Annotated in this window: 24 protein-coding genes and 1 pseudogene; 20 read left to right on the plus strand and 5 right to left on the minus strand. The window is 57.9% G+C overall.

Annotated elements, in window-relative coordinates; translation table 11 throughout:
- The first annotated feature begins 40 nt into the window (after positions 1-40).
- The 5 genes and pseudogenes from BL107_RS10120 to rsmD form a co-directional block, all read left to right on the plus strand.
- Positions 41-616 carry a CAAD domain-containing protein gene (locus BL107_RS10120; protein ID WP_009790255.1) on the plus strand — a complete coding sequence of 192 codons (576 nt, stop codon included), beginning with the start codon at positions 41-43 and terminating at the stop codon, positions 614-616.
- Positions 617-673: 57 nt separating this feature from the next.
- The gene (locus tag BL107_RS10125) at positions 674-1837 is read left to right on the plus strand and encodes a GuaB3 family IMP dehydrogenase-related protein (RefSeq protein ID WP_009790256.1); all 1164 of its coding nucleotides are present in this window, start codon (positions 674-676) and stop codon (positions 1835-1837) included.
- Positions 1838-2018: 181 nt separating this feature from the next.
- The gene (gene trxA, locus BL107_RS10130) at positions 2019-2342 is read left to right on the plus strand and encodes a thioredoxin (protein ID WP_009790257.1); all 324 of its coding nucleotides are present in this window, start codon (positions 2019-2021) and stop codon (positions 2340-2342) included.
- Positions 2343-2372: 30 nt separating this feature from the next.
- Entirely contained in the window at positions 2373-3014 is a 642-nt protein-coding gene (gene hisH, locus BL107_RS10135; RefSeq protein ID WP_009790258.1) for an imidazole glycerol phosphate synthase subunit HisH, read from the plus strand.
- Positions 3011-3553 (plus strand): annotated as a pseudogene (rsmD, locus tag BL107_RS13160) (16S rRNA (guanine(966)-N(2))-methyltransferase RsmD); the annotation flags it as partial. The gene hisH and the pseudogene rsmD, both read left to right, overlap by 4 nt.
- A 13-nt stretch (positions 3554-3566) precedes the next feature.
- On the opposite strand, the gene petG reads toward rsmD, so the two are convergent.
- Positions 3567-3683 (minus strand): cytochrome b6-f complex subunit V, encoded by a 117-nt coding sequence (gene petG, locus BL107_RS12380; RefSeq protein WP_009790260.1) that lies wholly within the window; start codon positions 3681-3683, stop codon positions 3567-3569.
- A 56-nt stretch (positions 3684-3739) separates the two neighbouring features.
- Between petG and BL107_RS10145 the strand changes: the two genes are divergently transcribed.
- From BL107_RS10145 to ruvC, 6 genes are all read left to right on the plus strand, one after another.
- Positions 3740-4129 (plus strand): cytochrome c, encoded by a 390-nt coding sequence (locus tag BL107_RS10145; RefSeq protein ID WP_009790261.1) that lies wholly within the window; start codon positions 3740-3742, stop codon positions 4127-4129.
- 64 nt (positions 4130-4193) lie between these two features.
- On the plus strand, positions 4194-4964 hold the full coding sequence (locus tag BL107_RS10150) for an RNA methyltransferase (protein WP_009790262.1): 771 nt from the start codon (positions 4194-4196) through the stop codon (positions 4962-4964).
- Positions 4965-4993: 29 nt separating this feature from the next.
- Positions 4994-6136: a serine hydrolase gene (locus BL107_RS10155; protein WP_037988477.1), complete on the plus strand. Its 1143-nt coding sequence runs from the start codon at positions 4994-4996 to the stop codon at positions 6134-6136.
- Positions 6133-7518 carry a DUF3370 domain-containing protein gene (locus BL107_RS10160; protein WP_009790264.1) on the plus strand — a complete coding sequence of 462 codons (1386 nt, stop codon included), beginning with the start codon at positions 6133-6135 and terminating at the stop codon, positions 7516-7518. Before BL107_RS10155 ends, BL107_RS10160 begins: the two co-directional genes overlap by 4 nt.
- Complete coding sequence (gene bchI, locus BL107_RS10165) at positions 7515-8603, plus strand: magnesium chelatase ATPase subunit I (RefSeq protein WP_009790265.1); 1089 nt, start codon at positions 7515-7517, stop codon at positions 8601-8603. Before BL107_RS10160 ends, bchI begins: the two co-directional genes overlap by 4 nt.
- 6 nt (positions 8604-8609) lie before the next feature.
- Complete coding sequence (gene ruvC / locus BL107_RS10170) at positions 8610-9074, plus strand: crossover junction endodeoxyribonuclease RuvC (protein WP_009790266.1); 465 nt, start codon at positions 8610-8612, stop codon at positions 9072-9074.
- 658 nt (positions 9075-9732) lie between these two features.
- Here the strand turns inward: ruvC and BL107_RS10180 are convergent.
- Entirely contained in the window at positions 9733-10005 is a 273-nt protein-coding gene (locus tag BL107_RS10180; RefSeq protein WP_009790267.1) for a DUF3104 domain-containing protein, read from the minus strand.
- A 60-nt stretch (positions 10006-10065) separates the two neighbouring features.
- Here BL107_RS10180 and BL107_RS12995 point away from each other — a divergent pair, with 60 nt between their 5' ends.
- Positions 10066-10341 carry a hypothetical protein gene (locus BL107_RS12995; protein WP_198002341.1) on the plus strand — a complete coding sequence of 92 codons (276 nt, stop codon included), beginning with the start codon at positions 10066-10068 and terminating at the stop codon, positions 10339-10341.
- Positions 10342-10428: 87 nt separating this feature from the next.
- Here BL107_RS12995 and BL107_RS12045 read toward each other — a convergent pair whose 3' ends face one another.
- Positions 10429-10722, minus strand: a complete 294-nt coding sequence (locus tag BL107_RS12045; RefSeq protein ID WP_156779450.1) for a hypothetical protein — start codon at positions 10720-10722, stop codon at positions 10429-10431.
- A 148-nt stretch (positions 10723-10870) separates the two neighbouring features.
- Here BL107_RS12045 and BL107_RS10190 point away from each other — a divergent pair, with 148 nt between their 5' ends.
- The 5 genes from BL107_RS10190 to BL107_RS10210 all read left to right on the plus strand — a co-directional run bounded on the left by BL107_RS10190 (position 10871) and on the right by BL107_RS10210 (position 14518).
- Positions 10871-11260, plus strand: a complete 390-nt coding sequence (locus tag BL107_RS10190; RefSeq protein WP_009790270.1) for an AbrB family transcriptional regulator — start codon at positions 10871-10873, stop codon at positions 11258-11260.
- A gap of 466 nt (positions 11261-11726) precedes the next feature.
- On the plus strand, positions 11727-12290 hold the full coding sequence (locus BL107_RS10195) for a 5-formyltetrahydrofolate cyclo-ligase (RefSeq protein WP_037988481.1): 564 nt from the start codon (positions 11727-11729) through the stop codon (positions 12288-12290).
- Positions 12291-12312: 22 nt separating this feature from the next.
- Complete coding sequence (locus BL107_RS10200; RefSeq protein ID WP_006169707.1) at positions 12313-12720, plus strand: hypothetical protein; 408 nt, start codon at positions 12313-12315, stop codon at positions 12718-12720.
- 8 nt (positions 12721-12728) lie between these two features.
- Complete coding sequence (locus BL107_RS10205; RefSeq protein WP_006169708.1) at positions 12729-13172, plus strand: SufE family protein; 444 nt, start codon at positions 12729-12731, stop codon at positions 13170-13172.
- A 38-nt stretch (positions 13173-13210) separates the two neighbouring features.
- A complete protein-coding gene (locus BL107_RS10210) occupies positions 13211-14518 on the plus strand; it encodes a homoserine dehydrogenase (RefSeq protein ID WP_009790272.1) in 1308 nt (435 codons plus the stop codon).
- Here BL107_RS10210 and BL107_RS13275 read toward each other — a convergent pair.
- Positions 14486-14614, minus strand: coding sequence for a hypothetical protein (locus BL107_RS13275; protein WP_255344624.1), 129 nt, complete (start codon positions 14612-14614; stop codon positions 14486-14488). The two genes, BL107_RS10210 and BL107_RS13275, sit on opposite strands and share 33 nt — an antisense overlap.
- A gap of 14 nt (positions 14615-14628) precedes the next feature.
- Here BL107_RS13275 and BL107_RS10215 point away from each other — a divergent pair, with 14 nt between their 5' ends.
- The 3 genes from BL107_RS10215 to BL107_RS10225 all read left to right on the plus strand — a co-directional run bounded on the left by BL107_RS10215 (position 14629) and on the right by BL107_RS10225 (position 17531).
- Positions 14629-14865 carry a hypothetical protein gene (locus BL107_RS10215; protein WP_009790273.1) on the plus strand — a complete coding sequence of 79 codons (237 nt, stop codon included), beginning with the start codon at positions 14629-14631 and terminating at the stop codon, positions 14863-14865.
- Positions 14866-14961: 96 nt separating this feature from the next.
- Positions 14962-16512 carry an ABC transporter substrate-binding protein gene (locus BL107_RS10220; protein ID WP_009790274.1) on the plus strand — a complete coding sequence of 517 codons (1551 nt, stop codon included), beginning with the start codon at positions 14962-14964 and terminating at the stop codon, positions 16510-16512.
- The gene (locus BL107_RS10225; protein WP_009790275.1) at positions 16512-17531 is read left to right on the plus strand and encodes an ABC transporter permease; all 1020 of its coding nucleotides are present in this window, start codon (positions 16512-16514) and stop codon (positions 17529-17531) included. Before BL107_RS10220 ends, BL107_RS10225 begins: the two co-directional genes overlap by 1 nt.
- Here the strand turns inward: BL107_RS10225 and BL107_RS10230 are convergent.
- A complete protein-coding gene (locus BL107_RS10230; protein ID WP_009790276.1) occupies positions 17528-19120 on the minus strand; it encodes an alpha/beta hydrolase in 1593 nt (530 codons plus the stop codon). The genes BL107_RS10225 and BL107_RS10230 overlap by 4 nt on opposite strands.
- Between the last annotated feature and the right edge of the window lie 22 nt (positions 19121-19142).

Here is a 19142-nt window from a genome sequence, read left to right on the forward strand (position 1 = left end):
AAAACACCGATAAGGTGCAGGTTAGTTTTTTGCCGGTGTGATGGAACCGACCGACGAGCCGCTTCAGGCCGCCGAATCAGCTGACACCACTGCAAGCCAGTCGGCTGTCCCCGTTCCACCAACACCCCCAGCGACAGACCTAGAAGGGGAGCCTGTACCTGAGCCTGAACCAGCCCCGGCATCGCCCTTAGAAAGCGCAGCCGCACCAGAGATCGCGACCGTTCCCCCTACCGTCGAAACGACGTCTGATCCCGTCATCACCTCGACGGTGACCATCCCTGCCCAAGAAACTTCCACCGATGAGGGTGGCGAGTGGGATTTGCTTGTTGAAAAAGTCAAAGCCTGGATTGATTCCAAACAACTTGGATCGCTGTGGGACCAGGCTCAACTGCCACTTCGTCTCATTGGCGGCTTGATCCTCTTTGTGATCGTGAGCACCGTCTACAGCGGCATTCTCGGCACGATCAACAAGGTGCCCCTCGCCCCAGGGCTCCTAGAACTCACTGGTTTGATCTGGCTGTTGAATTACGCCCGCTGCAACCTCGTTCGGAGTAGCGATCGCAAGCAAGTGATCGATGCGGTGGCTTCCACCTGGAACAAAGTTGTGGGGCGTTAACCACAAACCGGTCCATCCCAATTGGTAGTTTGAGTCGACTTCACGAAAAGTCGCTCGGTGGACATTCAGCTTGGACGCTCCAAAACTGTTCGCCGCGCCTACGGAATTGATGAGATCGCCCTTGTGCCAGGGGGGCGCACGGTGGATCCCGAGGTCACCAACACCAGCTGGAGCCTCGGGGGGATCACGCGGGAGATTCCGATCATCGCCAGTGCCATGGACGGCGTGGTGGATGTGGATATGGCCGTACGGCTTTCAGAGCTTGGTGCTCTCGGGGTTTTGAACCTGGAGGGGGTTCAAACCCGTTATGAGGATCCCAATGCGGTTTTGGACCGCATTGCCGCCGTCGGCAAAACGGAATTCGTTCCGTTAATGCAAGAGATCTACAGCCAGCCCGTCCAGGAGCAATTGATCCGTAAACGGATTCAAGACATCAAGGCCCAAGGCGGCATCGCTGCTGTGAGCGGTACGCCAGTGGCTGCGATGCGATTTCGCAAGGCCATCGCTGAAGCAGGCGCGGATCTCTTTTTTGTTCAAGCCACGGTGGTCTCGACCAACCACATCGGTCCTGAAGGTCAGGACACCTTGGATCTCGAAGAGCTGTGCCAAGGCATGGGCTTGCCCGTGGTGATCGGCAACTGCGTCACCTACGAGGTGGCCTTGCAACTGATGCGAGCGGGTGCTGCCGGGGTGATGGTGGGCATTGGCCCGGGCGCCGCCTGCACATCAAGGGGCGTATTGGGAGTAGGCATTCCCCAAGCCACGGCGGTTGCCGACTGTGCCGCAGCACGCGCCGATTTCCAAAAAGAAAGTGGCCGTTACGTGCCGATCGTTGCCGACGGCGGCATCGTCACCGGCGGCGACATTTGCAAGTGCATTGCCTGCGGAGCTGATGCCGTGATGATTGGATCCCCCATTGCTCGGGCCGAGGAAGCACCAGGCCGCGGTTTCCACTGGGGCATGGCCACGCCAAGCCCTGTTTTGCCCCGCGGCACCCGCATCAATGTGGGGAGTACGGGAAGTATTGAGCGCATTCTTCGCGGCCCCGCGAAGCTCGATGACGGCACCCACAACCTGCTGGGTTGCCTCAAAACCTCGATGGGCACCCTGGGCGCCCGCACCATTGCAGAGATGCAAACCGTCGAAGTAGTAGTGGCACCGTCCCTGCTCACGGAGGGCAAGGTGTACCAGAAAGCTCAAAATCTAGGAATGGGTAAGTAGAGGAGAGCTAATCTGAGCTTGTGTGCGGGCTAGCGCCCACACACTCCTCACACCCCCGGCTCGACGCGTTCGAGCTTTCATTCTTTTCTTCAGGCAACCATCACAGATCTCTTCGCTCCAACCATTTTTGGCTGACGAGAGTGAAAACGTTGCTAAATTCAAATCACACTTTTCGAGCTATATGTCGAGCGCTGCCGCTGTCACCGACGCTTCTTTCGAACAGGACGTTCTCCAGAGCGACGTGCCGGTTTTGGTCGACTTCTGGGCCCCTTGGTGCGGTCCTTGCCGGATGGTGGCTCCCATCGTCGAAGAAATAGCAAAAGAATTCGAAGGCCAAATCAAGGTGTTCAAGCTCAACACCGATGAAAACCCCAACGTGGCCAGCCAATACGGGATTCGCAGCATCCCAACACTGATGGTGTTTAAGGGCGGCCAAAAGGTTGACACCGTTGTTGGCGCCGTTCCTAAAGCCACCCTCTCAGGCACAATCTCGAAGTATCTCTGAGGCCTCTGCCTCGTCGGCAGGGTTGATCGATTGAGCCTAAATCTCGGTGTGATCGATTACGGCATGGGCAATCTCCACTCGGTGGGGAAAGCCCTGGAACGGCTTGGTGAAAAAGCAGTTTCCGTGCAAGGTCCAGAGGACCTCAATTCGATTGATGCCTTAATTCTTCCGGGGGTTGGTTCCTTCGATCCAGCGATCGAAAACCTCCACGCCACAGGGTTGGTCCCCCATCTCAAAGCATGGGGCGAGAACAACCGCCCCCTATTGGGTATTTGCCTCGGGCTGCAGTTGCTGTTCGAACGCAGTGATGAGGGAAGCAAGGATGGCCTGGGATTGTTCCAAGGTTCGGTTGAACGGCTGCAGAGCCATCCCAACGAGCGAATTCCTCACATGGGTTGGGCTCCCCTGAAAGTCGAACGCAATTGCCCGCTGCTGCATAGCGACGACCCCATTCCCTGGGTGTATTTCGTGCATAGTTATGCCGCCGTTCCGTTAGACAGTTCGGCGTTGGCATCCACCGCCGCCTACGGCAACTCCCCCGTCACAGCGATGGTGTGGAGCGGACGGATCGGCGCCTGCCAATTTCATCCTGAAAAATCATCCTCCGCCGGGGAAGCGATGCTCAAGCGCTGGCTCCATTGGTTGCACCAAGGTGCAGAACCCGTCCATTGAAGGGACCAGCCCAACTACGCCTACGCCTCACCGGTGGCCGCCGCCTATTGAGCCCCCCAGGCCATGACACACGGCCCACCACGGCCCGTGTTCGCGAAGCGGTCATGAATATCCTCGGGCCTCGCCTCGACGGATGCCGCTGGTTGGATCTCTGTAGCGGCAGCGGTGTGATGGCCTGCGAAGCCCTGCAACACGGTGCAGAGATGGTTGTTGCCGTCGAAAACCACCCCGCCACCGCTCGCATTTGCAGCAAAAACGTGCAAACCGTGCGCGACAGCCTCGCCGACGAACCTCAAATCAAAGTGATCCGTCAAGACGTGGTGCATTGGCTCCAACGGGATTGGACCGAACCAGCTTTCGACCTGGTGTACTTCGATCCCCCCTACGACGCTGATCTCTACAGCCAGGTGATCCACCAACTCAGTTGCGGCGGATGGCTGCACAACGACAGTCTGGTGATTTGTGAACACCGTTCCCGCCGAACCCCCGTCACAGAGCCAGGCTGGACGGTGCAAGATCAGCGCAAATACGGCATCAGCAGCCTGCTTATGCTCAGCCCCCCAGAGCGCTGCCGCCCCGTCGATACTGGTTCCATGCCGCCACAAACAGACCCAAAAGCGTTACGGGAATCAGACCCAGAACGATGCCGCACAGCAGAGGTTCGATCATGACGTCGCATCACCTATCAAGATTGAGCAGAATTCTGTCATCGACACCCCTGGATTGTGATCGAGCCGTCATCAACTGCAGCTGAACAGCCGGAACAAGGTCGTGGTCTCATCACAGCCCTCGTTGTGTTGGCTGCAGCAGCTTGCGTTGTTCTCGTTCTATGGGTGTGGGGCAACGCCCGCCAGGATCCCTACGTGCGTGCCAGCCTCGATCTTCAAGGCTCCACCGAGCATGGCGGGCAGTTATTCCGCATCAACTGCGCCGGTTGCCATGGCCTCGCCGGCCAAGGGCTTGTTGGTCCAAAACTTGTTGGGATTACTGAGCAACGCAACGATCCCGTGCTCGTGCACCAAATCATCAGCGGTGAAACGCCACCCATGCCGAGCTTTCAAATGGAACCTCAGTCGATGGCCGATCTGCTGGCCTACCTGCACGACCTCTCTTGAGCCTTCACCGTTGCCAGTTCCAACGAGCATTCCCTTTTGAGCGTCCTCCGTTGACATCAACGCTGTGAACAATGTGGTGGTGGTGCTGGTGGAGCCGGCAGGCCCCCTCAACATCGGCAGCGTTGCCCGCCTTTGCGCCAACTTCAACGTTGAGGAGCTGCGGCTTGTGGCTCCCCGCTGTGATCACCTCAGCGAACCATCCCTCCAGATGGCCGTCCATGGCCGAGAGATGCTTCACACCGCCAAGCTCTACCCCACCCTGCTGTCGGCCATTGGAGACTGTCGCCGCAGCGTCGCCAGTTGCGGGCGCATCGATCATGGCGCTATTCCTTTGCATCCCCCCACCGAGGCGCTCACTTGGTTGCTCGCGAAGCCAACCCCAGCCCAGCCCCAACCCGGTCCGATTGCGGTGGTGTTTGGCCGCGAAGATCGGGGACTGTCGAACGATGAGCTGCGGCTGTGCCAGAGGGTCTTGACCCTTCACAGCGGGTCCGACTACCCCTCGCTCAACCTCTCCCATTCCGTGGGAATCGTGTTGCATGACTTGGCACGCCTCAGCACCAACCTCCACACCCCCCCAACCACGGACCCAACCGCTCTGCAAGCCCCTAGGGCTACGCCGGATCCTGCGGCTGCACCAGCCCTGGCCGCTCTCCTCGACGATGCGACCGATTTATTACTGGAAGCCGGTTTCTTGTTGCAACACACGGCCCATGCACGCATGGGCAAGGTGCGAGATCTATTGCAACGCGCCACCATTCGAACGGAAGAAGTGGCTTTGATCCGCGGCATGGTTCGTCAGCTGCGCTGGGCCATCCGCGCACACCGCCCCTAACCTCAGCCGAGCGATAGGCATCAGCCAGGTTGACTAGCAGCCGACCATCTCGACGCATCCCAGGCTGGGGACGGCCCGCACGCCTGATCACCCGCTTGATCCTGCTTGGGATTGGGCTGGGGGTGATCAGTGGTTCTGCCCTGAAATTGCTCGCTCCCCAGGTGCGTCAGCAGCAATTAGCCCTGCCGGAGTGGCTCGCGAAGCAGCCCTGGATCGAAAGCATCACTCCCAAGGCTGCGACGCAATCCGACAGCACAGCTGCAAAGGCTCCTCTCGCCCTTCTCCGCAACACAGGGCTCCCCCAACACCCCTTTGCACCGCGTCAAGAAATCCCGGCGCTCTCCCAACGCTGGATCCAGCAGGCCGCAACCCAACCTGATCTGCAGGTGAGCGCCTACATGCTCATTCTCGATGACGGTCGCTTTGCCCAGATGAACGCGCACCGGCCGATGCCGGCCGCAAGCTCCATCAAAACGCCCATACTGCTGGCGGTTCTCGAGCGGATCGACCAAGGCACCCTGCAGTGGAATGAACCGCTAACGCTCACGAAAGAACTGGTGGGTGGTGGAGCCGGATGGATGGCCTCACGCCCCCTGGGGTCGCGCTTTCCCACCTACGAGGTGGCCACTGAAATGATTCGGGTGAGCGACAACTCCGCCACCAATTTGATGATTGCGAGGGCCGGCGGCCAAGACGCCATCAACGCTCGCTTCCAAGCGCTCGACCTGCCGTCCACGGTGGTGAACAACTGGCTCCCAGACCTTGATGGAACCAACACCACCAGCGCCCGTGATCTCAGCCGCGCCATTGCCCTGGTGGATAGCGGTGAAAGTCTTGGTCCCCGCAGCCGCGATCTCTTCCGCGAGGTGATGGCCACCTCCGTGACCAACACCCTTTTGCCCACGGGCTTGATGCGAGGCCTCGGAGGCGCCCAAGGAGCCCCCGACTCCGCCCTTGCTCGTAAGGGATATCGGGTCTTCAACAAAACAGGAGACATCGGCACCGCCTACGCCGATGCCGGCCTCATTGAACTCCCGGATGGCCGCAGAGCGGTGGCGGGTTTTTTGGTGAAGGGTCCTTTCAATGACCCCCGCTCCACCGAAATGATCCGCCAACTGGCCGCAGCCATGGCTCCCCATCTCAAGCCAAAACCAGCGCCAGCCAAGCCATGACGTTGCACCGCTTGTTCACAGCCACCCTGGCGCCAATCGCTCTCCTCGGGCTCACCTTGCAAGCCATGGCAGAGGTGGTGGTGCGTCAGCAAACCGTGCGCCCTCTCCCCGGTGAGCTCGATGCCGTGCTGATGGTGAACGACAACAATCCAGAGCTGATTGCGAGCGATGGCATCCTGCTGTCCACCTTCCCCGAAGGCGGCGACGCGTCCTTACCCGTTGCGCTGAATGGCCGTTTTGATCTGTTCAGCCATCACGTCTATGCCGGCGATGCCGAGGCCAGTCCGGAATCCACCCTCTGGTTCGCGCTTCTAGCCGCACCCCTCGGCGATCAACCCGTCACCCTCACCCTGCTCGAGGGGAGCACCTCCTTATCCCAGGCCACCCAACCGGGCCAAACCGAGGCGCCTTTCCTGCCGCTTCCCAGCCGCATGCGAGAAACCACAGCCGTGGTTGCGTCTGGCCCTGGTAGCCGTGTTGCTGGGGATCTTCTCGCTGGCCGAACCGCACCGGAACTGAGCCATCAAACCTGGACACTGAAGCCAGGAGAACCCACGCGCTTGCTTCGTTTGCCGATGCCCGTCGCGGGCCTCGATCCCCTGCTCAATGGCCGGAATGTGCAGTTGCGCCTCCACAGCTCCGCCCCTGTCGCTATCGCCACCCTGGCGGGCCATGGCCAAGACGCGAAGCCCCCCAGCGACCAGACGTGGCGCACCATGCTCAGCCAGGGAATCCTTAGTACAAAAGAACACCGGCCCAGCCCCCGCGGCAGCCGCGGCAAGTTGATTTATTCGCGGGTGAGTGGCGTCCAATTGGGAAGCCGCTGGGACGCCGAGATCACCGATCCCGGAAGCCGGGTGCTCGATGTCCCCCAAGGGCCTCTCTCCTGGCCGATTAGCAGCCTGGAACGCGGCACCCTGGCCACCGGCCAAGTACAAACCGCCGAACTCAAGGCTTTTTATCCCGGCACAGCCTGGGCCGCCCACGGCAACTACGGAGTGGAATACGACCTCCGCCTGCCCTTGCGGAACAACAGCACCAAACCGGTAACGCTGCAGGTGTCCCTCGATTCCCCCCTAAAGGGCAACAAAACCACCGATTCACTCCGGTTTCGCAGCGATCGCAATGGCCCCGTGATGTTCCGCGGCCCGCTGCAGATCCGAGGGCTCAACGGGGCTGACGGTCAGCCGCTGGGACGCCAAACCGTGCATCTGGTCTTGCGCCAAGGGCAACAGGGCCCGTCCCTCGGCCAGGTGACCCTCAAACCCGGCGAACAACAGCAGGTTCAGCTGCGATTGGTCTATCCCGCCGATGCCACCCCACCCCAGGTGCTGACTGTGCAGCCTGTGAAACAATTCTCTCGAGAGAAGAGATCACTGTGACGGCACCACGGAAGCGCAGGGTTTTCCCGTTTACTGCGGTGATCGGTCAGGAGGAGATGAAGCTGGCGCTTCTCCTCAACGTGATCGACCCACGCATCGGCGGCGTGATGATCATGGGCGACCGTGGGACGGGAAAATCCACCACGATCCGTGCGCTGGCGGACCTTCTCCCCGACATTGATGTCGTGGCTGGAGACCCCTACAACAGCTCCGCTACAGACCCAGATCTGCAAAGCAGTGAGGTGCGTGAACGGTTGACCCGCAACGAAAGCGTGGCCACAGAACCGCGGCAGGTGCCGATGGTGGACCTTCCCCTCGGCGCCACAGAAGATCGACTCTGCGGAACGATTGATATTGAAAAAGCCCTGAGCGAGGGTGTACGGGCCTTTGAGCCAGGCCTCTTGGCCAAGGCCAACCGCGGTTTGCTCTACGTCGATGAGGTGAACCTCCTCGACGATCACCTTGTGGATGTGTTGCTGGATTCCGCCGCTTCGGGCTGGAACACCGTGGAGCGCGAAGGCATTTCAGTGCGCCACCCGGCCCGTTTCGTGCTGATTGGCTCCGGCAACCCTGAGGAAGGAGAACTGCGCCCCCAACTGCTGGATCGCTTTGGCATGAGCGTGGAGGTGCGCACCGTGCGCAACCCAGAACTTCGCGTGCAGGTGGTGGATCAACGCACCGCCTTTGATAGCGACCCCGACAGCTTCAGCACGGCTGTTGAAGCCAATCAAGATGCGCTCCAGCAACGGGTCGTCGACGCCCAACAACGGCTTGACCAAGTGAGTATCGACGACGATCTCCGCCTGCGCATTTCGGCCGTTTGTGGAGAGTTAGACGTGGATGGTTTACGGGGAGACATCGTGACCAACCGCGCCGCCCGTGCCCTGGCCGCCTTTGAGGGACGAACAGAAGTGAGCGAAGAGGATGTGGCCCGGGTTGCCTCCTGTTGCCTCCGCCACCGCCTCCGCAAAGATCCCCTGGAACAGGTGGACTCCGGTGATCGGGTTGTAAAGGTGTTCTGCAAGGTGTTTGAACGCAGTGAGGGCACCGATCGCGCTGATTTCGAACTTGCCCTCGCGGCCTAAAGCCACTTGAGAATCCTCGGCATCGACCCTGGTCTGGCTCGGGTGGGCTACGGCGTCATCGACACCAGTGGCGGCCAACAACGCATGCTTGATTGCGGAATTATTCGCACCGAGCCGGGGTATTCGGAAGGGGATCGCATGGTGGTGATCGCCTCGGACCTCCGCCAACTCATCCGTGCCTGGCGACCGGAATTAGCCGCGGTTGAAAAATTCTTCTTTTACCGATCGAGCACCACGATCAGCGTTGTGCAGGCCCGAGGGGTGGTGATGATGACATTGGCGCGCTTCAAAGTACCCGTGGTGGAATTTCCACCGATGCAAATCAAGCTTGCCCTTGCTGGATTCGGCCACGCCGAAAAGGATGAAGTTCTTGAAGCGGTGATGAGAGAACTCAATCTCACCGATCCACCAAGGCCGGACGACGCGGCTGATGCTCTTGCGGTTGCGTTAACCGGTTGGTTTCAGCGCTAAGTTTCTATCAAGACATATTGATTTATTCGGCAATCGACGATAGATCCGACGACCGACCGATCAGATCAAAGCCCTCCACCATTGCTGGCAGAGGGCTTTTTGTGTGGCTTCAAGCGTGATCTCTGGTGAGATTAATTTGAAACGAATGAATGATTGATGCCACGATAGGTCATCTGTTTTTGAGCCTCATTGACACGGTTAATGTAATTACCACGGTCGTATCCAAGCTCTTGTATTTTGCTTTGGCGAGCAGGAATTTGATAGCTAACGCCACGGTATGTACAAGTAAGCATGAGAAATGGGGATTGCGTCCGCCAGAGAATCGCTTGAGTTCACCGCTGGCGCAACAGGACATGTATCGACGTGAGTGAGTATTTATTTTTTCTTCACTTTCTGTGTATCGACCCGATACGCACCCAGCCGATTTCTGTTAATTCCGATGAACCCTTGCGTCCAAAGCGGGGCTACTCCGAGAGCCTGGCGATGGATGTTCTGTTGTGAATGGTGTGGGGGAGAGTCCTCATTGGTCTCAATCCCCCTGTGGCGGCCGCTCCTGCTGCCAGTCCCACTCGTTCACTATGAACAACAGGTAGACGAGCCTCCAACCGGCCTTAACTGAGCGTTACGCAGAGGCTCCCACAGCAAGACCCAGCCAGCTTTAGAGCCTGGGAACGATATGCGTCACCAGGTCTGCATTGACCCAAAACACCTCGCCTGAATCGACATCGGCGACTTGAAACAGGGTCGGCACCTGCGGATTCCTCGCGCCCCCCTCCACATAGATCACGTCCGCCATCCACCAGCGGTCGTCGGCCGACACAAAACCCACCTCAGGGAGATGCTGAACAATCACAGTCATACCAGCCGTCACCGATAAAAAGATGGGATCCCCCGCCTTAACGGGCACAGGCGCAGAACGGTCTTCGCTCATGCGACGATTTTAAGTACATCTGTACTAGCACTTTTCGTCGCCTTTGGCTGTTCGTCGCCTTTGGCTTTTCGACCCTATCGACTGAAGCTGCCCGATGAAGCCGCTTCAGTCGATAGGGATTGCCTCTTGAACAGCTTCCACGACATCGATTTCATTCATTTCTTTGATCTCAAGTCTGTTGAGGAAATGCTCTCGACCCGCATCCGTCGACAGCAACTCGTTCAAGTCTTCTCGCGTGGCTTGTTTCAGAAGTCCGTTGAGGGTGCCCTTGATGGTGCACAAAAAAACCACGTCTTGGTTGTAACTCATCTCCCTCGGTTGCCCTCAATCGGTTAGTCGTCTTCAGAACCTAACGACACTGGAATTCCACACGGCCAAATCTTGAGAACAAGGATGTCCTCGATGAAGCGTCCGTCGGACAGTTCAGTGAAACGACATTCGTGGCATCCACACGCCAGAAGTCACTCTGCTGCCGGCACTAACGCTCAAACGCCATGGGACGCTCGATTGCATCAGACAACGGATCCAATCTCGGCGATGGGCTTTACGGCCCAAAAAGATGGGGTGTTCATCGAGTTCACCACCGCCAAAATCCTTGATTAGCCAAACCAAATCAAAGATCAGCAATCCCATTTCCACGGCGATCGAGCAGCGATCAACAACAAAATCAACGGCTTTCAAAAACTGAATGGCTACGACGCAAGATGAGCAGAGCAATGCACCACTTCAAAAACGGCTTACCAAATGTAGAAAAGCCATAGAAAACGATTTGGGCATACGGTTCAAGCAATGCTTTTTCCCGCCTATTTGTTGACAGGTGTCGAGCGATTCAAATATATTTTGGGAATCAATCAACAGCAATCCAATGCTTACGGGTTCAGACCTTCTCACAAAAGTCAAAGATCTCGGCGACGTTTCAAAGTCTGATTTGGTAAGGGCTTGCGGTTATGTATCTACAAAGAAGGATGGCAGCGAACGCCTTAACTTCACTGCGTTTTACGAGGCTCTTCTCGACGCTAAAGGGGTAAATCTCACCGGCGGTGGAGCTGCAATTGGCAAAGGTGGTCGCAAACTGAGCTACATCGCAAAAGTTCAAGGCAACGGCAATTTGCTGATCGGCAAGGCTTACACCGCCATGCTGAACCTGGAACCCGGTGATGAGTTTGAAATCAAACTGGGCAAAAAGGCAATTCGTCTGCTCCCCACTGGTGCTGCTGCAACCCACAGCGAAGGCGCTGAAGGCGTTGAAGAGTGATTGAGTCGGCATAGCCGAACCATCAAATAAGGCTGCCCTGTCTGCAAGACAGGGCTTTTTTTATGGGCCTTGACCAACACATTCGCACTGATCAAAAACGCTCTTTACGCGCAACCGCATCCCTGAGGTCGTCATTCACGCAGCACAGCTTGCGGGAACGTCGTCCACCGGATCAACCACAAGCATTCAGCGCAACATGGATTCGGTAACAACCATGAGTGCACGATTGTTCAACGACAAATTCGGAACTGGTGCAACGACATCTCACCAACACATCAACGAAGACATCACCATGAAGGTTTATCAATAATTCGCCGGGTCGGATCCTCCTCTTAAGCCAAAACGTGGGGAAAAGTGTGCAAGCTTCACCCCCGTTTGTTTCTATAACGAAGCAGTGGACGTGGGCGTCCACTTTTTTTAATACACCCGACGTTCACTGTTGCCGAAGAGCTCCAAGGCTGAAAACATGCGCGATAAAGCCAGCCTTCGTCGCCACTATCGGCAGCTTCGGCGAACAATCCCAACCGCCCACGAAGCGATCTGTGGTGCGGCACTGAGCTTCGTTCGTCGTACAACCAAAGAAACGTCCGTGGTGGGTTTGTATTGGCCCCTCGACAACGAGGTTGACCTTCGCCCCCTGCGCACGCAACTGCCCAATCCCGTGGCCCTGCCCCAGGCCGACGGCAAAGGGTGTTTGCGGTATGGGCGTTGGAGTGGCCAAGTTCTTAAAAAGGATGGCTGCGGTATTCCCGCGCCCACCAACAGCAGCAACCTTCGCCCAGAGGAGATCAGCCTGTTGCTCGTGCCAGCCCTTGCCGTGGATTCATCCGGGATCCGCCTCGGGTATGGCGGGGGCTACTACGACCGATTGCGCTCAGACCCTCTCTGGGCGGACGTTCCCGCCTGGGTGGTGCTGCCGTCGCAGTGTGTTCAATTCTCCCCATTGCCGCGGGATTCCTGGGATGTGCCCTTTAACGGTTGGATTACGGAACAGGGGCCTGGTCAGCTGTTGAGACCCAGCGCATCATGAGCGTCATCTGATCGCGCAGACCATGCTTCGTGTCTTGGCGTCTCTCCTGCTGTTTGGTGGCCTTGGGGGGATCCCAGTCCAGGCCCATCAAATCGAAAGTGCCCTCAACTATCTCAACGGAGAACTCGAGCTCAGCAGCAGCTACTCCAATGGACAACCAACGCAAGGTGCCGTGGTCCGTCTGCTGAATGCCGATGGCAGCGCAGGCCAAAAGTTGGGTCGCACCGATCAAGCTGGTCGCCTCACCCTCGACCTCGACACGGTGGAAGACGGAATCGTCGATCTACAAATCGACGGTGGCCCTGGTCATCGTGATTACCTTGAAATGCCAGTCCAGGCCGGACAGGTCAAGCTCGATGAGGTGGTGTCCCTGCCGTTGAGCCTTGTGCTCGTCGGGCTTCTGGTTAGCGTGCAACGTCGTAAGGACTGACGAACGGGATGGCCACCAGCACCGGCAGTGAAACCCTCGACCGGATGGTGGAACGTTTGGGCGGCACAACGGATCCCAAACGCCGCTATGAATATGTGCTCTGGCTGGCAAAAAAGCTGGAGCCCTTTCCGGCCGATCAACAAACCGACGACATCAAAGTGAAGGGCTGCGTATCGCAGGTGTATGTGCGTGGCACCCTCGCCGATGGGGTGATGCATTGGCAAGGGGATTCCGACGCACTGATCACCAAAGGATTGTTGGCTCTCTTGATTCAGGGGCTGAATGGCCTCAGTCCACAAGTCGTCCAAGCCGTCGACCCTGCATTCATCGCAGCCACGGGCCTCCAAGCCAGCTTGACCCCATCCCGCGCCAACGGTTTCCTCAATATTTTGCGCGCCATGCAAGAGCAAGCGCGCCAGCTTCAACCCAACATCGCGCCCGCCGATTCATAGAGTTATGAAATGTCGCGTCATTAAGGGTTAAAAGGGGAATGGGTTCAGGGATCGGAATTGGTCTGCTCGGGCTGGGAACAGTTGGCGGCGGTGTGGCTTCGATCCTGCAAAGCCCGAGTGAACGTCATCCCCTTGTCGCGGATCTGAAACTTGTGCGCGTGGCGGTGCGAGACCTGAACCGACCACGGTCTGTCGAACTCCCCAATGAAATCCTGACAACCGATCCAGCCGTCGTGATCAACGACCCGGCAGTCGATGTGGTGGTGGAAGTGATCGGTGGGATCGAGCCAGCACGAAGCTTGATCTTGCAGGCCATCGCCGCCGGAAAATCCGTCGTTACCGCGAACAAGGCGGTGATTGCACGTCACGGCGAAGAAATTGCTGACGCCGCCGCCAAAGCTGGGGTGTATGTGCTCATCGAAGCCGCCGTTGGTGGTGGCATCCCGATCATTGAACCGCTCAAGCAATCCCTGGGGGGGAACCGGATTAACCGGGTGAGCGGAATCATCAATGGCACCACGAATTACATCCTCACGCGGATGGCCGATGAAGGCGCTGCTTACGAGAGTGTTTTAAAAGACGCCCAGGAATTGGGATACGCCGAGGCAGACCCCGCGGCCGATGTGGATGGACTCGATGCCGCCGACAAAATCGCGATTTTGGCGAATTTGGCCTTTGGGGGCAGCGTCGAACGCAGTGCCATACCCACGGCTGGCATCAGTCAATTGCAAGGGCGTGATGTGGATTACGCCAAACAGCTGGGCTATGGCGTGAAATTGCTCGCTGTGGCGGAACGGATGAAGCCGTCTGGGGAGCCCCTACCCCTCTCGCTTCGTGTACAACCCACCCTGGTGCCAAATGATCACCCATTAGCGGGTGTGAATGGCGTTAACAACGCCATCCTTGTGGAAGGCGATCCCATCGGTCGCGTGATGTTTTACGGACCAGGGGCCGGGGCTGGACCCACCGCCTCAGCCGTGGTGGCGGACATCCTCAACATCGCTGGAATCAGCCAGGCCACCCAAATCGACGATCGCTTGGACCCTCTTCTCGCAGCGAACAGCTGGCGTCGTTGCGTGTTGGTGGATCAAGGCGAAATCCGTCAGCGCCATTACGTGCGCTTCCACACACAAGATGCTCCCGGCGTAATTGGCCGGATTGGGGGCTGCTTCGGCGATGGTGGGGTATCGATCCAATCGATCGTTCAATTCAACGCCAGCAAAGCCGGTGCTGAAATTGTTGTGATCACCCACGAAGTGAGCCAAACAAAGATGGACGACGCACTCAAATCAATCCAAGCCTTGCCCGAAGTTTCAGGTCTTACCGCCCACCTGGGTTGCCTCTAACTCCCCACCAACGCCAGACGCCCCACGACGACGGGCCCGTTGATGCGTCAAAATATAAATATGTTTCGCTGCAGTGATCGGCAAACGCTGATCCATGCATCTAACGGTTCATGCCGAACCTCACCCAAACGTCACTTCATCAAGGCTGTCTTATCCAAGATGCCCCCAACGTGATGAGTATTCATCAAGGTGATTGCGTCAATCTCAACCGCGACGAGAACACCTACCAAGTGATTGGTGTGGATGGGGATCACGACCGGTGCTGGGTGCGCCGCTGGCCGATTGAACCGCAGGGTGGATCTCCCGTTTTTGAAATCTCCCTCAATCAAATCCGCAACTTGGGCTGACGGGATGTTCAATAGGGGCGTCTTTCCCTGAGCATCGCGTTGAAGCGAGCCAATCAAACCCTCAGGTCGTCCATATCTTTTACCGCTGCCCTCGTGATGGCAGCTTTGACACAAACCGGTTGTCAGGTCACCTCAACGAGTCAGCGCATCACCGTTGCATCTGCTGGTTCCATCAGCTCGTTGGACCCAGCCCAAGTGAGCACGGTTCATAGCTTGCAGTTGTTGAGCGCCCTTGGGGATCCCCTCTACAGCCTCAACGATGACGGGAGCCTGCAACCCCGATTAGCAGCATCAAAGCCAACGATCAGCGCCGATGGTCGGCTCGTCACGATCCCGTTGAGAACAGATGTTCGTTTTCACGATGGAACCCGCTTTGATGCGGAAGCCATGGCCTTCAGTTTGCGCCGGTTTCTCCGAATCGGAACACTGAGTTATGTGGTGGGAGATCGGATCAAAGCTGTCGAAGTTGCAGCCCCCTACGTCCTGAGGCTCACGCTGAACCGACGCTCTACCTCACTTGAGGGACTACTCACATCCATCAATCTCACGCCTCTTTCTCCACGCGCCTACGCCGAACACAAGGACAGCTTTCTGCATGACAACTTTGTTGGCACAGGTGCTTACCGCCTCACCAAATTCAACGAAAAACAGCAACGCCTTGAACCCTTTGAGCAGTACTGGGGAGAAGCACCCAAAAATCCTGGCCTTGATCTAATCAGCCTCAGCAACTCCACCGCTCTCTTTGGTGCGCTTCGCAGCGGCGAAGTGGATGTGCTGCTCTCAGCCTCCATTGATGAAGACCAACGCCATGCCCTGAACCAGCAAGCGAAGCGAGGGGACTTACATGAAACAGTTGGGCCAGCGATGGAAATCGGCTACATCACCCTGTTGAGCAACTCCGCACCGCTGAGCGACCAACGCCTGCGGCAAGCCATTGCATTAAGCCTGGATCGCGACGAAGTGAGCGAGCGTGTGAGCTATGGATTACGCCGACCGTTGCGCGCCTTGATTCCACCCAGCCTCCCCGGAGGAGGCGTGACCCCATGGCCGAAGCACAATCCCAAACAAGCGAAAACACTGCTGATGCAGTCGGGATACTGCCAAGGAACCCAACTGGAAGTTCCCCTTACCTTCCGCTCCAATGTTCCCGCCGACAAACTTTTGGCGCTGACTTGGCAAGCCCAAGTGCAGCGGGATCTTGCTGAGTGCATGGTGCTCAAGCTGGATGGCGTGGAATCAACCACCGTGTACCGCCAACTGGGGGAAGGGGCGTTCAAGGCCGTGATTCTCGATTGGCTCGGGAGCTATCCCGACCCCGAGGCATATCTCAATCCTTTGCTGAGTTGTTCCAACGCCGAAGGCCATATTTGCCTCGATGGAGAAGCCGCGATCAGCGGAAGCTTCTGGAGCGCACCAGGACTTCAAACCGCGCTGCAGGACAGCGACTCCGTTCGTGGCGCGCCGCGCGTCGCGGTTTTGAACACCATTGAAAAGCTCACTGTTGAGGGGGCGGCGTACATCCCCGTATGGCTCGAATCCCCCAGGTCCTGGAGTCAACGCAGCTTGAAGCCACCGCAATACAACCGCAGCGGCTTCCTACGCCTGGCTGAACTGCAACGGGTCTCCCACAAGCAGGAGAACAATTGATGGGACGCGCTCGCGATCTATTCCGCTACAGCGCCACCCGCCTTGGGCTTGCACCCTTGATGCTCTGGCTAATCGCCACCCTGGTGTTTCTGCTCCTGCGGGTTGCTCCCGGCGATCCAGTGGATGCCGTTCTTGGCAGCCGAGCCCCCGCTGCAGCCAAGGCCGCCATGCGCGCTCGGCTCGGTTTGGATCAATCACTCTTTGATCAATATTTGAGTTACCTCAATGGTCTGATCCATGGAGACCTTGGCCAGGCCCTGATCAACCAGGAACCGGTGAGCAAAATCATCGGGAACACCCTGCCCGCAAGCCTCGAATTGAGCGTGATCGCCCTGATCGCCGCAGCCATTATTGGCCTGAGTGTCGGGTTCAGCGGCATTGCCCGGCCGGAGGGATCCATTGATTTAAGCGGGCGGCTCTACGGCCTGGGCACCTATGCGCTCCCCCCGTTCTGGGTCGCCATGATGGTGCAGTTGATTTTCGCTGTGAGCTTGGGTTGGTTTCCTGTGGGGGGCCGCTTCCCCCCCAGCCTTCTCCCACCAGAGGGCAGCGGCTTCTTTTTATTCGACAGTGTTGTTTCAGGGAATTGGCCGGCCTTGCTTGGGAGCATCCGACACCTCGTGCTCCCAGCCGCAACGCTGGCGCTCCTACTGAGTGGAACATTCACCACCGCCCTACGGCTCAACCTGCGTCGCACATTGCGAGGGGACTACGTCGAAGCCGCCCGCAGTCGAGGACTAAGCGAACGGCAGGTGATCTTGCATCACGCCTTGCCGAATGCTCTGCTTCCCGTGCTCACCATTGCCGGCATCACGGTGGCCTCACTGATTGGCGGCGCACTCCTGATCGAAGTGACGTTTTCATGGCCCGGCATCGCTTTACGTCTCCAAGAAGCGATCAACCAACGGGACTACCCCGTGGTGCAGGGCATCGTCGTTGTGATTGCTGCACTCGTCGTGCTGGTGAGCGTTGCCGTAGATCTTTTGGTGGCCGCCCTTGATCCGCGCGTTCGCTATTAGAGATCGCCGATGAGGCGATCGGCCTCATTGCGGTTTAAACGATGCCAACGGGTTGTTCCCCCATCGAAATGCCGCGCTGCCGCCGGTGGAGAATTCGATTCGAGCTGCTCGAGAAATTGAATCATCTCTTGGGCGATCACCGTTTGAACCGTCAGTGGATTCACCCCCACCAACTCTTCTCCCAGTTGAAAAAGGTCATCTCCCTGAACCGAACCCGCTTGGCTCTCCACGCGAATCGGCGAAAAGTGACTGGCACCCTCAACCACCACCACCCGACTTAATGGATGCTGACCAAGCCTTCGCAGCAACGGGATTTGTTCATCCAACGGTGGCGTAATCAAGTCGAGGGTTCCACCAAAGAGCAGCAACGGCATCACCAACGGTTGTGTTGGATTGCCACTCGGCCAAATCAACCCACCAAAACTGTTTAAACCCACCACCGCGAGGGGTGCTGGATCAAGCGGAACTGTTTTGAGAGCGCGACTGTCGGCTAATTCGCATTGCAACAGCTCAGACAGATTGGTGAGCGGAATTGCAGCCAGTGACGCGCGACAACGGCGGTCGATGCCAGAAGCAGGATCAGCCCCCGCCGCCAATAAAGCGGTGAGGGCTCCAAGCGAGTGGCCTACCAGCACCACATTCGTCCCCTTCACAGGAAGCCGGCCCTTGCGCTGAGACGCCAGCACTGCATCAAGATCCAAAAGTCTTTGACGCAGAGCACTAGCCCCGTCAAAGGATTGACGCCCATCCAACAGCGCTTGAACAGCTTCAGCATCACTGCCTGGATGTTCAACAATCACCACGGGCCACCCCGCCTCACTGAGGGCTTCAGCCAACCAATGGAAATGCTCGGGATCTCCACCCAACCCGGGCATGATCAGCAGCCAAGGCCGGTCAACTGGCGCTTCAGATGACGTTGACGACACCATCGACGACCACGCTTGAACTTGGATTGGCGCAGCACGATGGCGCACCAATAAATCGATCGTCGCGGGGCCGTTGGCTCGTGACAACTCCGATCGGGCAGTTTTAGACGGACGGGGAGTGTCCTGCCGCGTACTCGGTTCAGCGGCGAGAACCTCCATCAAGCCGGTGTGGCGCTCAAGCTGCTGTTGCCAATGGTTAGCCGCCTTCAGCAGAGCATTGAGATCCAACCGCAGCTGGTCCGTGGGCAAGGCATGCAAAACATCGAGCGTGGACACCCGCTCCTGTTGATCCAACAACCGCTCAAGGGTTGGAAGCACCTCAGAACTGCTGATTGATCCACCACCTTCCACACGAACCAACGCCCCTAAGGCATCAATCAAAGCTGCGGCCCCCCAACTACTCAGAAGCTGTTGCCCAAGGCTGCGACGGGTCAGCACTGGCGCATTGAGCAAACGCACCAACCCCTCACGGCTATCCGGATCCAAGAGTCGCAGCCAAGTGGCTAACTCACTTCGGCTGCGATCTCCAAGACGCCCAAACGACCTGAGATCCTCCACCGACACTGGCAAAACGATGCCGTCAATTTCCACTTCCAGTCGTTCAGTCGCACGCGCAGGCCACGATCCGACCGACAAGAGCAGCAGACTGCCGGTCAAGCCCATTGCGAGGCATCGTCCTGTTAAG

Source organism: Synechococcus sp. BL107, assembly GCF_000153805.1.
In the GTDB taxonomy this organism is placed as follows: domain Bacteria; phylum Cyanobacteriota; class Cyanobacteriia; order PCC-6307; family Cyanobiaceae; genus Parasynechococcus.